Below are 14,650 nucleotides of genomic sequence, written 5' to 3' on the forward strand. Positions count from 1 at the left end.
TCACAGGAATCGCAAACATGAACTCTAGGTGCTATTGCACAGGTTGGTCTCTCGTGGCCGGCCTGACGGCAAGCATGCTGGCATTGCCGAGCCTCGCTGCCGCCTTAACATTCGATGAAGCGTTGCGGCTAGCCGAAAACAATTCGCCGTCACTGAACGCACAAGATGCCAAAATTCAGGCTGCCAGCAGCGCGGCTATTCCAGCCGGCGAATTACCTGACCCCAAGTTATTGGTGGGTGTGCAGAACTACCCCATTGGCGGCCCGGATCGCTGGAGCATCGACCAGGACTTCATGACCATGCAAATGGTCGGGGTCAGGCAGGAGATGCCCAATAGCGACAAGCGCAAAGCGCGCATCGAGGTCGCCGACGCTGCCGTTGATCGCGCTGCTGCGGAGCGTAGGGTCGAACGTCTGAAGGTACGCCAGGCCACGGCATTGGCCTGGATTAGTAGCTACTCGGTTGAGCGCAAAGATGCACTGTTCCAGGATTTCTACAAAGAAAATCGTCTCCTAACCGATACCGTCCGGGCTCAAATTGCCGGTGGCCGCGTTCAACCTGCTGAAGCGGTGACACCCAAACAAGAAGCAGCCCAACTGGCAGAGCAACAGGACGACCTGATTCGTGAGCGCGCCCAGGCCCGAGCGGCCCTCAAACGCTGGATTGGCTCCGCCGCCAATGACAAGCCTGTGGGCAGCTTGCCTGTATGGCCCGTCGATACCTCAAGCTACGCCCATAAACTGCAACACCATCCCGAGTTGGCAGCGTTTGCGCCGATGACCCGTGAAGCGCAAGCCAAGGTTCGTGAAGCAGAAGCGGAGAAGCAGTCGGACTGGAGTTGGGAGCTCGATTATCAGCATCGTGGCCGACAATTCGGCGACATGGTCAGCGTGCAACTTTCATGGGATCTGCCGCTGTTTCCTGACTCGCGCCAAAACCCCAAAATCGCAGCCAAGCAGGCTGAACTCAACCAGCTTGAGGCCGAGCGCGAAGCCCTGTCTCGTGAGCACACCCAGCAATTGGAAACTGAACTGGCTGACTATGAGCGCCTAAATCGTGCCGTGCGCCGAAACCAGGAAAGCCTATTGCCGCTGGCCAAGGAAAAGGTCGAACTCAGCATGGCTAGTTACCGTGCCGGCAAAGGCGATTTAAACGCCGTTGTTGCCGCCCGACGCGAGCTTATCGAGGCCCGTCTCAAGCAGATTGATGTGGAAGAGCAGCGAGCGCTGACCAGTGCGCGTCTGTATTTCGCTTATGGGGAGGCCAGCCAATGAACCTTAAATGGAACGGGGCATTGTTGGTAGGCATCTCGCTGGCGTTCGGTATTGCCGGTGGTTACTGGTTCGCTCAACAGCGCATGAATGGGGTATCCAGTTCTGCCCAGGAGCAGAGCCTCGATTCACCTGACGAACGCAAGGCTCTGTATTGGTATGACCCCATGTACCCGCAGCAAAAATTCGATAAGCCGGGTAAGTCCCCCTTCATGGACATGCAACTGGTTCCTAAGTACGCCGGTGGCGCAGGGGATCGTGCGACCGTCAGTATCGATCCGAGTCTGACCCAGAATCTCGGTCTGCGTTTTGCAACAGTCACCCGTGGAATATTTGACTCCAGCCTCGATGTGACAGGTGTCTTGGGATTCAACGAACGTGATGTCGCTGTGATTCAGGCACGCACCACGGGCTTTGTGGAGCGGGTTTATGCCCACGCTCCCGGTGATGTGCTCAAAGCCAACGCGGCGTTGGCGGATATCCTGGTGCCGGAATGGGCGGCTGCCCAGTCAGAGTTTCTTGCACTGACGCGCAGCGGGGATGCTGACCTGTTGGCTGCGGCCCGCCAGCGACTGCGGCTCACAGGGATGCCGGCAGCACTGATTACTCAGGTAGAGCGTGGCGGTAAGGTTCAGCCCTACCTGACTCTCACCAGCCCTATTGGTGGTGTGCTGCAAGAATTGAATGTACGTGCGGGTATGACTGTGGCTACTGGCGATACTCTGGCACGCGTCAATGGCTTAAGCAGTGTCTGGCTCGCCGTGGCCGTTCCAGAATCGGATGCCGGATCGATCACCGTGGGGCAGGCGGTCGAAGCGCATCTGCCAGCCTTCCCTGGGACAATGCTCAGTGGCAAGGTCAGCGCGATTTTACCCGAGACCAACCCGGACAGCCGCACTCTTCGCGTGCGGGTGGAACTACCCAATCCGGATGGGCGCCTCAGACCGGGTTTGACGGCGCAGGTACGCCTGAATCGCTCGACCGGGCAAAGTGTGTTGTGGGTGCCGAGCGAGGCCGTCATCCGCACTGGCCGACGTGCCTTGGTGATGCTCGCCGAAGACGCGGGCCACTACCGTCCAGTGGAAGTGCATCTCGGGCAGGAAAGCGATGGCAAGACGGCGATAGTGAAAGGTCTGGAAGAAGGCCAGAAGGTGGTTACGTCTGGCCAGTTCCTGCTCGACTCGGAGGCCAGTCTCAAGGGAATCGTTGCAAGTTCGGAGGAAGAGTCACTGCCCAGCTCAGCAACCTCCAGTTTTCATGAGGCGGATGGGCAGATCGTTGAGATCAACGACAAAGAAGTCACGCTTGCCCATGGCCCCTTCAAGACGCTGGGCATGCCTGGCATGACGATGACGTTTCCACTCGCCAACCCGGCTCTGATGCAGGGCCTGAAAGCGGGTGACAAGGTTCGGATCGCGTTGAGCCAGACCGACGATGGCTTGCGTGTTGAACGCCTGGATAAATCGGGGAGCCAGCCATGATTGCTGCCCTGATTCGTTGGTCAGTAGCGAACCGATTCCTGGTGCTACTGGCGACGCTGTTTGTCACCGCTTGGGGCGTCTGGTCGGTGCAAAGCACGCCCATTGATGCGCTGCCAGATCTCTCGGATGTTCAGGTGATCATCCGCAGCCCTTTTCCGGGACAAGCGCCGCAGATTGTCGAGAACCAGGTGACCTATCCGTTGGCCACCACCATGCTCTCGGTGCCGGGAGCCAAGACGGTGCGTGGCTATTCCTTCTTCGGTGACAGCTTCGTTTATGTGCTGTTCGAAGATGGCACTGACTTGTACTGGGCTCGCTCGCGGGTGTTGGAGTATCTGAGCCAAATACAAAGTCGGTTGCCGGCCAGCGCGAAGCCGGCGTTGGGGCCGGATGCGACTGGCGTGGGTTGGATCTATCAGTACGCATTGGTGGATCGCAGTGGCGGACATGATCTGGCGCAGCTTCGCGCACTTCAGGACTGGTTCCTCAAGTTTGAACTCAAGACCCTGCCGAACGTTGCGGAAGTGGCCACCGTGGGTGGCATGGTCAAGCAGTACCAAGTGCAGCTCGATCCGCTGAAATTGGCCAGCCTCGGTATCACTCAGGCTGAGGTGACCGACGCCATCGGTAAGGCCAATCAGGAAACCGGTGGTGCCGTGCTGGAGATGGCGGAGACCGAGTTCATCGTGCGCGCTTCGGGCTATCTGAAGACGCTCAATGACTTCCGGGCGATCCCGCTTAAGTTGGGTGCGGGTGGTGTACCAGTGACCCTTGGCGATGTCGCAACTATCCAGTTGGGGCCGGAAATGCGGCGGGGCATTACCGAACTTGACGGCGAAGGCGAGACCGTCGGTGGCGTGGTGATTTTGCGCAGTGGCAAGAATGCTCGCGAGACCATTGCGGCGGTCAAGACTAAACTCGACGAACTGAAAAGCAGTCTGCCGTCCGGGGTGGAAATCGTTACCACCTACGACCGCAGCAAGCTGATCGACCGCGCTGTTGAAAACCTCAGCCACAAGCTGATCGAAGAGTTCATTGTCGTCGCGTTGGTCTGTGGAATCTTCCTCTGGCACCTGCGCTCATCCCTGGTGGCGATCATCTCCCTGCCTGTTGGTGTGTTGATTGCCTTCATCGTCATGCGCTACCAAGGCATCAACGCCAACATCATGTCCTTGGGCGGAATTGCCATCGCCATTGGCGCCATGGTCGATGCCGCCGTGGTGATGATCGAGAACGCCCACAAGAAGATTGAGGCATGGCACGCGGCCAATCCGGGGGAAGAACTGAAGGGTGAACGTCATTGGCATGTAATGACCGAAGCGGCGGCAGAGGTAGGCCCCGCGCTGTTCTTCTGTTTGTTGATCATCACCCTGTCGTTCATTCCGGTGTTCACCCTGGAAGCTCAGGAAGGACGGCTGTTCGGCCCTTTGGCTTTTACCAAGACCTATGCCATGGCCGCAGCGGCGGGGTTGTCAGTGACCTTGGTGCCAGTGCTGATGGGCTATTGGATTCGAGGTCGAATTCCCAGTGAACAACAGAACCCATTGAACCGGTGGTTGATTCGGATTTATCAGCCCGCTCTGGACGCGGTCTTACGTCGACCAAAGATCACGTTACTGGTGGCGCTATTGGTTTTTGTCAGTGCGCTATGGCCAATGTCGCGCTTGGGTGGCGAGTTTCTACCCGCGTTGGACGAGGGCGACCTGCTCTATATGCCTTCCGCTCTGCCAGGGCTGTCGGCGCAGAAAGCGGCACAACTGCTGCAACAGACCGACCGCTTGATCAAGACCGTACCAGAAGTCGAACACGTCTTTGGTAAAGCCGGTCGTGCCGAAACCGCCACCGACCCGGCACCGCTGGAAATGTTCGAAACCACCATCCAGTTCAAACCACATGAGCAATGGCGTCCAGGCATGACCCAGGAGAAGTTGGTGGAAGAACTGGATCGAGTGGTACGAGTCCCGGGGCTGACGAATATCTGGATACCACCTATTCGTAACCGTATCGATATGCTCGCTACGGGTATCAAGAGTCCCATTGGAGTGAAGGTCGCCGGCACCAACCTGACGGAGATCGATGCCGCTACTCAGGCGGTCGAGCGCGTGGCCAAGGATGTGCCCGGTGTCAGTTCGGCTCTGGCCGAGCGACTGACCGGTGGCCGCTATATCGACGTGGATATCGACCGCAAGGCCGCCGCCCGTTACGGACTGAATATTGCCGATGTGCAGTCCATCGTGGCCGGCGCTATCGGCGGCGAAAACGTCGGGGAGACCATTGAAGGGCTTGCACGCTTCCCGATCAACGTCCGTTACCCCCGTGAGTGGCGTGACTCGCTCGGCGCCCTGGAGCAGTTGCCAATCTACACCCCGCTAGGCAGCCAAATCACCCTTGGCACGGTGGCGAAGATCAAGGTCGGCGACGGGCCGCCGATGCTCAAGAGCGAAAACGCAAGGCCTTCAGGCTGGGTGTATATCGACGTGCGGGGGCGGGACATTGCCTCGGTTGTCGCCGACCTGCGTCGGGTCGTCAATGAACAGGTCAAGCTGCAGCCAGGCATGAGCCTGAGCTACTCAGGACAGTTCGAGTTTCTCGAAAGGGCCAACGCACGCCTCAAACTGGTAGTACCTGCCACGTTGTTGATCATCTTCGTTCTGCTCTACCTGACTTTCGCCCGCTTCGATGAGGCGCTATTGATCATGGCCACTCTGCCATTTGCACTGACCGGTGGAGCATGGTTCCTCTATCTATTGGGATTCAACCTGTCGGTCGCCACCGGAGTCGGCTTTATCGCCTTGGCCGGGGTTTCTGCCGAGTTCGGCGTGATCATGCTGCTCTACCTGAAGAACGCTTGGGCCGAACGTGAAGACGTCGGCGACAGCACTGAGCGCGGACTGGTTGCGGCGATTCGTGAAGGTGCTGTGCAGCGAGTTCGACCTAAGGCCATGACCGTGGCCGTCATTATTGCGGGCTTGTTACCCATCTTGTTGGGCAGCGGGACTGGTAGCGAAGTGATGAGCCGCATTGCCGCGCCCATGGTTGGCGGCATGGTCACAGCACCCTTGCTTTCCCTTTTTGTCATTCCGGCAGCCTATCGCCTAATGCGTCGCCGGCACCTCTCAGCTGCACCCATAAAGCCTCAAGGAAAAGTCGTATGAAACTGACCATGATTGCAGTTGCAAGCACCGTATTCGCGCTTTCACTCTCTGTCCATGCGGAGGACATGCCGGGCATGAAAATGGACGGTATGGAGGGCATGCAGATGGAGCAGGAAACAAAACAGGCTCAAGTTGCCAATGCCGAGGGGACGATCAAGGCTATAGATTCTACGAAACATACGGTGACCATCTCCCACGGAGCCGTCCCAGCCGTACAGTGGCCGCCAATGACTATGGCTTTTACCGTCACGGAGGATCAGATGGCAGGTCTGATGATCGGTGACCGTGTATCCTTTTCCTTCAGGATCGAGGGTGGCAAAGTCGCGATTGTTTCCATTAAAAAGTAAGGCTGTATTGATGAGAATCATCGGCATGCTCTGTCGTGCCGGTAGTGCCGGTAGTGCCGGTAGTGCCTTGAGCTCTAAATGGTACGAGAGATGCAGTTCCTAGGCCTCGTGTTGCCCATCGGAAACTGATGAAGATCACTTGCTGTGGTGGCGTATAGCCGCTAATAGTGATGGAGTTCAAGGAGAGGGTGTGAAAATGATTTCGAGATTTGCTGTTGTCCCTGCTGTCCCCACACAAACGGGATCAACGCGTGATGGAGTGTGCTTCTACTGCAAGACTGCGCCCATAGGCTTCAACATCTACGACAACCAAGAGAAGCTTCGTCTACAGACGACCTATCAGGCCCGAGACGAGGCCGAGGATGAGTGTCAGCGACTTAACCAGCAGCTCCTTCAAAACGTACTTACGAAACGGCAGCCCATGACTGCCCTTTAAGCCAGCAGTCCTACAAAACCATTGGCGTTTTGAAACGAGCGGATCAATGATTCAGGGATGTACGACCTACACCACTCTGGTGCGGATGCTCGGCATTCAGGCGCGAACAAACCGCCTCGGCCTCGACGTTCGCTTTGAACACACCGTGCTTGCTAGCAGAGCCCCCCTCGACGAGATCTACAACCCGATATTGCTTGATGGCATCATCCAGTCTGGTTGTTTCGATGACCCTGAATCTTGGATGCATGGTGCGTTCTCTGCTGAAGACTGATGCTTTAGGAGTACCGGTATGACTCCGTGATCTCAACAAGTATGCAGGACAGAGCTGAGACAATTTATGACAGGGCGCTGTGATTGTCTAGTTGAGGACAGAGACTTCGCGGGAGGTGCGAGGGTAGGTTGATGAACGAGCCCCATGAAAGACAGGACACCGTTTCCCCCTTACGATAAGGGATAGGCAAACGGTTATGTTTATGACTAACAGCAATGATAAGAGTGGTGACTTTTTGGCTAGGAGCGGCGCCGCCGCTGGAGCATCAATGCCAACCAACTGTTCCTGTGGCGCAAGCTGTACCAGGACGGCAGCCTGTCGGCAGTGAGTGCCGATGAAGCCGTGGTGCCTGCGTCGGAGCTGAGCGATGCGCTCAAGCAGATCCGCGAGCTTCAACGGATGCGGGGCAAGAAGACGATGGAAGCAGAAATTCTCAAAGGGGCCGTGGAGATCGCTCGGGCGCGAAAATGGATTGCGCACTCACCCTTGTTGCCGGGGGACGACCAGTGAAACTGGTCAGCGAATGTCTCGGTGGGGCGCGCTCGCAATTAACGGTTCGAATCAAGCAATCGGTATCGCCCCAAAAACGGCGAAGCCGACTTGTTAGCGATGCTGAGTTGGTGGTGGAAGTCCAACAGCAAGTCAGCGAGTTGCCCAGCTAGGCGTCACCCATCAAGTCGCTGAGACCTGAGCGTAGTAGTAATCCAGCGCGCTTCGTCAGGCTGCTCCAGCAAGCGGAGCGCGCAGGTGTGAGGATGTAAGCCCGTAGGGCCCAGACAGTAGCGGGCACCGCTATGGCTGGGTTTACGACAGCCGCCCCCAGCGGGGCACACCCAGAACGACAAGGGATTTCTCGCCGCTTCCATCTTTCGACAATTAGGTAGCAGGCAAACGTCCCACTAGAGGGTTCTAGGATCAGTCGTCCAAATGCTCTGCCAGAAAGTTAACCAGCTCGAGCGGACGTCGACTTTCGATCACCTTGTAGATCAAATCACGCTTACTGCGCGGTAGCTTTTTCACTACACTTTTCGCCGACGCTTTGATGGCTTCGTCCGTTCCATGGATACGTGCTGCAAGGAGCAATACGAGCGTGGCATCAGTCAAATTCATAAGCTGGCCCTATCAAACGTAAAGCGCAGTATATCCCCGCGCTATTGCTGAATGCGTCGGAATGATTCCTGTGATCGCCATCCGCGTCTGCGTCTCTGAAAAAACCGACCACCTTTACGGATTTCGTGGCGTCCTTGAACTCCCGCCGTAGCCGGCAGTCAAGGGAGTTGGCATCATAAATCTTCTGATTTTTTTGCGCACTTGACCCTTCAAGCATTCGAGTCAATCCAGCCTCAGACCTTCCTGGGCTGGATTGTGACGCATCACTGCGCTAGGTTAGTGCCTAAGACTACGTTCAATGGAGAGAGCACATGTGTCACTTTCGTGAAGAAGACTGGATCTAACCCAACAGGTTGTAGTTAAGGTGTGGGCGGGAGAGAGCTGGTTCCTCCGCAATAATCTGCGCTGCAGCCCTGTAGTGAACCACCATGAAACGCTTTCGGCTTTCTGCAGAGCATCTACGTTTTGCCAGCGGATCAGTGACGCCAATGATGCTCGCGTCGCCAAAAAATGGTGGTATGAAGATAGCCGATGCACGCCAACGGCACCTTCAGCACGTCAGACTCGCGGTCGAAGTAGGGCAGGAAATATCGCCCACCAGCGGTGCTTCCAGGTTGCGGAAAGTTGATGGCGGCCTTACCGGATATTTAGCTCTGGCGTGACAGGCGTTTGAGATCAAAATCAAATAGAGGCGAGATCATGCGAGCTTGCTGAGTCTCGCCAAGCCCTGCTTAATGTGGCCTGCGTTCTCGCCGATTGTCGCAAGAGCTCCTCGAACGCAAGCGGAGCGCAGCCGCGAGGATGGACGCCTGTAGGGCCAAGACGCCGGTATCGCCATTGCTTGGCTCACGAAAGCCGCCCCTACAAAGGGGCGCGCTCGAAGATCAATCAAAACCGATCCTGAAGTTTGATGCTCTCTGGGTGAAAGCAAAGCGATAGAGGCTGTGAATCGCCACTAGTTTCGTAGACACCTCCAAGCCTTAAAATGAGGCCCATTAGGAGGTGCCATGAGCAACCAGCGATATCCCGAAGAATTCAAAATCCAGGCGGTCAAGCAAGTGACCGAAAAGCAGCTTCCTGTCTCGGAGGTGGCTGCACGATTGGGTGTGTCCGTGCACAGCCTCTATGCCTGGGTTAAGCGCTACACCAAGCCCCAAGAACAGCGCGTTGAGGAGGATATCAAAGCGCTGAGGTTCGTCGTCTACGTGCCGAGCTGAAACGGGTGACGGAGGAGCGAGACATCTTAAAAAAGGCCGCCGCGTACTTTGCCAAGGAGTGCGGCTGAAGTACGCCTTTATTAAGCAGCAAGCGGGTCATTACGCGATTCGACGGCTTTGCTTGACGCTCAAGGTTCATCCCAGCGGCTACTACGCGTGGCTATCAGAACCAAAATCTGCGCGAGCCAAGCACGATCAGCGACTGCTTGGACTGATCAAACACTCCTGGCTGGAAAGCGGTGGCGTTTATGGCTATCGCAAGATTCATGATGACCTGCGAGAGGTTGGTGAGAGCTGTGGTCGTCACCGGGTGGCTAGGTTGATGCGCCTTGAAGGTTTACGTTCTCAGACTGGGTATCGACGGAGGCCGGGAAAATATGGCGGTAAACCAGCCGTTGCCTCACCGAACTTACTGAAGCGCCAATTCGATGTCAGAGAACCCAACAAAGTCTGGGTCACAGACATTACCTACATCCGAACATATGAAGGCTGGCTGTATTTGGCTGTGGTGCTCGATCTGTTTTCACGCCAGATCATTGGTTGGACAATGAAGTCGCAGATGACCAGCGACGTAGCCATTGATGCACTGGTGATGGCGGTTTGGAGACGTAAGCCGAAGCAAGAGGTGATGATCCACTCGGATCAAGGCAGTCAGTACAGCAGCTCAGACTGGCGAAGCTTCTTGAAAGCTAACAACCTGGTAGCCAGCATGAGTCGTCGAGGTAACTGCCACGACAACGCTGTGTCGGAGAGCCTTTTCCAGCTGCTAAAGCGGGAACGGATCAAGCGTAAAATCTACACTACACGCCAGGATGCTCGGGATGATGTGTTCGATTACATCGAGATGTTTTACAACCCAAAACGACGCCACAGTTTCAACAATCAGCTGTCACCGGTAGAGTTTGAAAAGCATTACGCAGCGAGCCTGGAGAGTGTCTAGAAAACCCGGGGCGATTCACTCAGAGGTGAGATTGTGTGCAAATTATTCTGCGCCTGAACCTTGCTGGACACTCTGGGCCGAATTCGAGGCTAACGATGATAGGTAACGGCAGACGCTGGACAGTGAAATGCCAGGACTATGGTGACGGCTCAGGCGACGCCGTTGTCGACTTACCGCCTGAACTTGTCGCAGAAATGGGCTGGGAAGCTGAAGACGAGTTCAGTATCGAATGCGAGGATGGAGTAATAGTTTGGAGGCCCCAATACAGTGCGCATCCGACGCCCAATAAACTGCGGGCTCTGACATGCTTCTATGGCTCTGGTGTGCCTATTCCTCCAATCATAACCGACATGCATAATCCGCAAAGATATGCCGCTTCGATTTCGGCCGTCTGCTGTAGTCATCGCAATCAAAAGGTTGGCTTCGTCTCATTCATCATCGGCTGATAACGGTGAATTGATGTCAATTTCAATGTCGCCGACCAGCGAATTAATGCGCGCGAGAAGCCTCGCATCCACAGTTTGCAAACGCTCTGGGTTGGCTGCGATATCACGTTCCAAGAGATCCAGAAAAAGCGGTAGCACCGGATCATTATCCGTTGCCTCTGTGCATGCCGGCTCAGCATCGCCGTCTGGACAGAAGTTGGAACTGGATGAGGTGAGATGATGGTCATTCATAGCTTGGACATTACCCTCGACCTGACTCGAAGGCAATCGAGGGGCGGCGCTTTCATTTGGCCTTTTTGATGGAGCTGGTCAGAGCGAGCTCAGCAGGCGTTCAAGCTGCTCATGCTCCCAGCTACTCAGGAGGCCAACTGGGTCGGTGCTATAACGCTGCCAGAATTCGAGTGTCCCTACTCGGCCATCAGGCGACCTGCAGTACTCGCAGTAGTCCAGGGTGTCACAGTCATTGAAGAGGGTGAGTACCCAGCCATCAGTCCTCACGGGCATGAGGCCATGATAGATCTCGCTTCAAGACTGAATGTAGCCTCGCGTCATGATGCGTTTACCGAGCGCGACGTCCGTCAGTATCTTGCAGACCTCGAGGGCGGTGAGAGGAGAGGTTGTGTTCAAATCAATCTACGCTCGAGTCATCGCTTGCCCGGCTAAGCGGTGGTGTGCAGTAAATGGAGAGATCGCTCCTTCGGGCCAATGGGCCCGGCTCACATAATCAGCCGAGCATCTCCTTGATGATAGATGCAACGTTGTTGGCATCGTCGATTCCTCGGTGATATGTACCCTGCCAAACTAGGCCCATGGCCTCTACCGTTTGCTTAAGACCCTTCTGTTGATTGTCGTATAGGCCTTTATGCCATTTCCTCACGTTGAAGTGCTGCAGACCGGAGAGCAGGTAAGGGCACGCAGCAGGCTAGTGGAGTTCGGGTTCATTAGATCACTACAGAGGGGCTAGTGACGGTGATGCCGGACGCCATTGTTGAGATCTGACCCCTTGTTAGCGATGAAAACCCTGGGTTAGACGTGATAAGGGATCGTTTTCCGGATACGTGAATTCGCCGGATTGGCTAATGCCTGATTTGGGTGGAAAAAAACATACCAACTTAGCAGGGCCAGCTACGCTTCAGCGTGAATTCGCAAGACAGGGATCGTCATCACGTGAAGCGACTACTTCTTTTGAGCGGCCCGATTGCCGGTGGCAAGACGTCAGTTTCTGGTTCGCTACAAGAAAGCCATGGGTTTGTTCCCATCAGCAGTGGCTCTTTTCTGCGGGCACAGCTGGCTGCCCAGAATGAGCCAATTGATCGTCGTACCCTCCAAGAGCTCGGTGACTACCTCGATACAGCAACTGACTTTTCCTGGCTCATAGAGTCTGTCGCAAGTCCGGCCATCGAAGTTCGACCAGATGCTCATAACTGGTTGCTTGATGCAGTCCGCAAACTCCAGCAAGTAGCGTTATTCAGGCTCCGTTTCGGAGATGTAGTGAGGCACGTGCACATCGTCGCGCCAGAGTCTGTTCTGGAGCAGCGGTACGCTGCGCGTGGCTTAAGTCATCTCGAAGACTACCAAGCAAGCGTACTGCACCCGAACGAGCAAAGTGCCCGTTCGTTGGCAGATTTTGCGGACAAAGTTTTGGACACCAAACAGTACACACCCTTGGAAATTGCAGATCAGATCATGGATATCTGGGAGAAGTAGTACATGGAAACTCGGCAGATTGTGGTGATTAGCGGGAAGACCTGTAGCGGCAAGAGTGGATTGGCCAGTTTGTTGGAAAAGGAATTTGGTTTCGCCGTGGTCAGCAATCGCCGATTCATTGATGACCCTCAATGGCGCCTACGGATGGAACAACCAGAGATGCTTGATCGGCGACGCGAACTCGATGATGTCGACTTCAACCAGTGGATGCTTCTGGAAACCCGTGCAATGTGCGAGAAGGAAAAGGATGGCCGACCGTTAGTCGTTGATCACCTTAATACGCTAGAACAGGTGCTGCAGTTTCGACAGGCATTCGGAGCCGACCTCGTGCATGTCCACCTATACGCCGGTGACCCAACGCTTCAAGCGCGCTACGCGAAACGAGTTGAGGGTGACTCCGATCCCTTGCCCTATGACGACGTAAATCAGCTGAAGGATGCTGCCGAAATTCAGGCGCTCAAAGATGATGCTGACGTGCGCGTTTACACCGAGCGCTCGGATTCGAATGACACGCTTGTGCGAGTCGCCGCCCGTTTGCATCTGTACACACCACCTGAAATCAGGTGTGTCGACGTGCTGATTGGCGGGCAGTACGGAAGCGAGGGCAAAGGCAATATCGTTGCGTACCTCGCGCGTGAATACGATGTGATGGTTCGCGTCGGTGGCCCCAACGCAGGACATACCGTGGCGAGTGCCGTCGGCACGTTTACTTATCATCACTTGCCGTCAGCATCTCGTGACGTGACAGCGCGACTGCTTCTAGGCCCAGGCATGACCATTCATTTACCTGGGCTTTTGAAGGAGATTGATGATTGTAGTATAGGGCCTGATCGCTTATTCATTGATCCCCAAGCAACCATCATTGAAGAAGCAGACCGTGACGCAGAACAAGTGCATCTGGTCTCGACCATCGCCTCGACCGGAAGTGGAAGCGGTGCTGCGGCTGCACGGCGTATTTTGAGTCGGGGTAAGGCGACGATCAGGTTGGCCAAGGATGTTGATGAGCTGCGACCGTATGTTGGCACCCCGGGAAACTATCGTGGCTCTACATCAGACCGTCTAGAGGAGGCTTACCGCAGTGGTCAATCTATCCTGCTGGAAGGTACGCAGGGCAGTGGTTTGAGCATTTTCCATGGCGACTATCCGTACGTGACCTCCCGGGACACCAACGTTGCAGGATGTCTCGCTGAGGCTGGGATATCCCCCAGCAGAGTCCGAAAAATCCTGATGGTGATTCGACCCATGCCCATCCGTGTTGGCGACCCCGATGGCAGCGAGGGCCACATTTCGGGAAGGCTCAAACATCCGACGACTTTTGATGAAATTGCACAATTTGCAGATCTTGAGGCAGACGCTTTAAACGCCGCCGAGAAAACGTCCACAACAAACCGTAACCGGAAGGTTGGCTGGTTCGAGTGGGATCAATTCCGAAAAGCGTGCGCCCTCAACGCACCGACGGACATCGTCCTGACCTTTGCGGATTACCTTAAGGCCACAAACCGTAACGCTCGTCGGTTCGAACAGTTGCATTCAGATACGATCAAATTCGTGGAGGAGCTTGAACGCGTATCCCAGGCGCCCGTTTCGCTAATTAACACGCGGTTCACCCGAGACCCAGACCCCAGTGATTTGCGATCGCTGATCGATCGACGCAACTGGACTGCACGTTCCGACAGGAGATAATAAATGGATCTGGACAAGCTGATCGAGCTCTATCCTCGGGTCTACCACATGGCAGAGCGTGGGGCTTGGGACAGCATTCGTACACGTGGGTTGATGAGTACGACAGCAGTTCTCGATCATCTCGCGATTGAAGGTGATGATAGGGCTCGATACGAGAGTGAGCACCGCGACCGGAAGATGGATGTTATAGCAGGTGACCCTGCGAACATTGTGCTTCGTGATCAGAAACCAATGCCTGAGGAGCGGCTGATAAATGCCCTTAAGGATGGAACGACACCACGACAGTGGTATGAACTGATCAACCGCAAGGTCTTCTTCTGGGCTGAGGAAACAAGACTTCATCGGCTGCTCGGCGCTCGCGATTATCGCAAGCTCGAGCACGATGTCTTGACTCTGGATTCGGCGATGTTCATTCCCGCATATGCAGAAGCCATTTGGCTGTGCCATATGAACTCGGGCTGTTGGCGCTGATTGAAAACTGACCCACCCTGCCGATTGAAAATTGACCCAGGACGGATTGCTGATTTCTGTCCCAGCAATTGTGGATAAGTTTAGCAGCAGTGCTCCGGTTCGAGACGCATCAAGC

At 55.5% G+C, this 14,650-nt stretch carries 10 protein-coding genes and 3 pseudogenes; 10 read left to right on the forward strand and 3 right to left on the reverse strand.

Annotation, left to right across the window (positions count from 1 at the left end; all coding sequences use genetic code 11):
* Positions 1-17: 17 nt before the first annotated feature.
* From IMW75_RS23840 to IMW75_RS27075, 6 genes and pseudogenes are all read left to right on the forward strand, one after another.
* Positions 18-1,274 (forward strand): TolC family protein, encoded by a 1,257-nt coding sequence (locus tag IMW75_RS23840; RefSeq protein WP_101209368.1) that lies wholly within the window; start codon positions 18-20, stop codon positions 1,272-1,274.
* Complete coding sequence (locus IMW75_RS23845; RefSeq protein WP_101209367.1) at positions 1,271-2,752, forward strand: efflux RND transporter periplasmic adaptor subunit; 1,482 nt, start codon at positions 1,271-1,273, stop codon at positions 2,750-2,752. The genes IMW75_RS23840 and IMW75_RS23845 overlap by 4 nt, the downstream gene beginning before the upstream one ends.
* A complete protein-coding gene (locus IMW75_RS23850) occupies positions 2,749-5,907 on the forward strand; it encodes an efflux RND transporter permease subunit (protein WP_101209366.1) in 3,159 nt (1,052 codons plus the stop codon). Before IMW75_RS23845 ends, IMW75_RS23850 begins: the two co-directional genes overlap by 4 nt.
* Positions 5,904-6,254: a copper-binding protein gene (locus IMW75_RS23855; protein ID WP_101209365.1), complete on the forward strand. Its 351-nt coding sequence runs from the start codon at positions 5,904-5,906 to the stop codon at positions 6,252-6,254. Before IMW75_RS23850 ends, IMW75_RS23855 begins: the two co-directional genes overlap by 4 nt.
* Positions 6,255-6,736: 482 nt before the next feature.
* Positions 6,737-6,961 (forward strand): hypothetical protein, encoded by a 225-nt coding sequence (locus IMW75_RS23860; RefSeq protein ID WP_157831300.1) that lies wholly within the window; start codon positions 6,737-6,739, stop codon positions 6,959-6,961.
* 252 nt (positions 6,962-7,213) lie between these two features.
* Positions 7,214-7,620, forward strand: a pseudogene (locus tag IMW75_RS27075) (IS3 family transposase); the annotation flags it as partial.
* A 256-nt stretch (positions 7,621-7,876) separates the two neighbouring features.
* Here IMW75_RS27075 and IMW75_RS23870 read toward each other — a convergent pair.
* The gene (locus tag IMW75_RS23870) at positions 7,877-8,071 is read right to left on the reverse strand and encodes a DUF7740 domain-containing protein (protein WP_101209361.1); all 195 of its coding nucleotides are present in this window, start codon (positions 8,069-8,071) and stop codon (positions 7,877-7,879) included.
* A gap of 1,007 nt (positions 8,072-9,078) precedes the next feature.
* Here IMW75_RS23870 and IMW75_RS23875 point away from each other — a divergent pair.
* A pseudogene (locus IMW75_RS23875) lies at positions 9,079-10,228 on the forward strand (IS3 family transposase).
* 428 nt (positions 10,229-10,656) lie between these two features.
* Here IMW75_RS23875 and IMW75_RS23880 read toward each other — a convergent pair.
* Both IMW75_RS23880 and IMW75_RS27520 read right to left on the reverse strand, forming a co-directional pair.
* Positions 10,657-10,905 carry a type II toxin-antitoxin system PrlF family antitoxin gene (locus IMW75_RS23880; RefSeq protein WP_205893936.1) on the reverse strand — a complete coding sequence of 83 codons (249 nt, stop codon included), beginning with the start codon at positions 10,903-10,905 and terminating at the stop codon, positions 10,657-10,659.
* 78 nt (positions 10,906-10,983) lie between these two features.
* Positions 10,984-11,301 (reverse strand): annotated as a pseudogene (locus IMW75_RS27520) (DUF7693 family protein).
* Between the two features lie 540 nt (positions 11,302-11,841).
* Between IMW75_RS27520 and IMW75_RS23885 the strand changes: the two are divergent.
* The 3 genes from IMW75_RS23885 to IMW75_RS23895 are packed head-to-tail and all read left to right on the forward strand — an operon-like array spanning position 11,842 to position 14,535.
* The gene (locus IMW75_RS23885) at positions 11,842-12,381 is read left to right on the forward strand and encodes a nucleoside/nucleotide kinase family protein (RefSeq protein ID WP_336512442.1); all 540 of its coding nucleotides are present in this window, start codon (positions 11,842-11,844) and stop codon (positions 12,379-12,381) included.
* A gap of 3 nt (positions 12,382-12,384) precedes the next feature.
* Positions 12,385-14,064, forward strand: a complete 1,680-nt coding sequence (locus tag IMW75_RS23890) for an adenylosuccinate synthetase (RefSeq protein WP_205893937.1) — start codon at positions 12,385-12,387, stop codon at positions 14,062-14,064.
* A gap of 3 nt (positions 14,065-14,067) precedes the next feature.
* On the forward strand, positions 14,068-14,535 hold the full coding sequence (locus IMW75_RS23895) for a DUF7002 family protein (RefSeq protein ID WP_237142325.1): 468 nt from the start codon (positions 14,068-14,070) through the stop codon (positions 14,533-14,535).
* Positions 14,536-14,650: the final 115 nt, after the last annotated feature.

Source organism: Pseudomonas gregormendelii (genome assembly GCF_017114825.1).
Classification (GTDB): Bacteria; Pseudomonadota; Gammaproteobacteria; order Pseudomonadales; family Pseudomonadaceae; genus Aquipseudomonas; species Aquipseudomonas gregormendelii.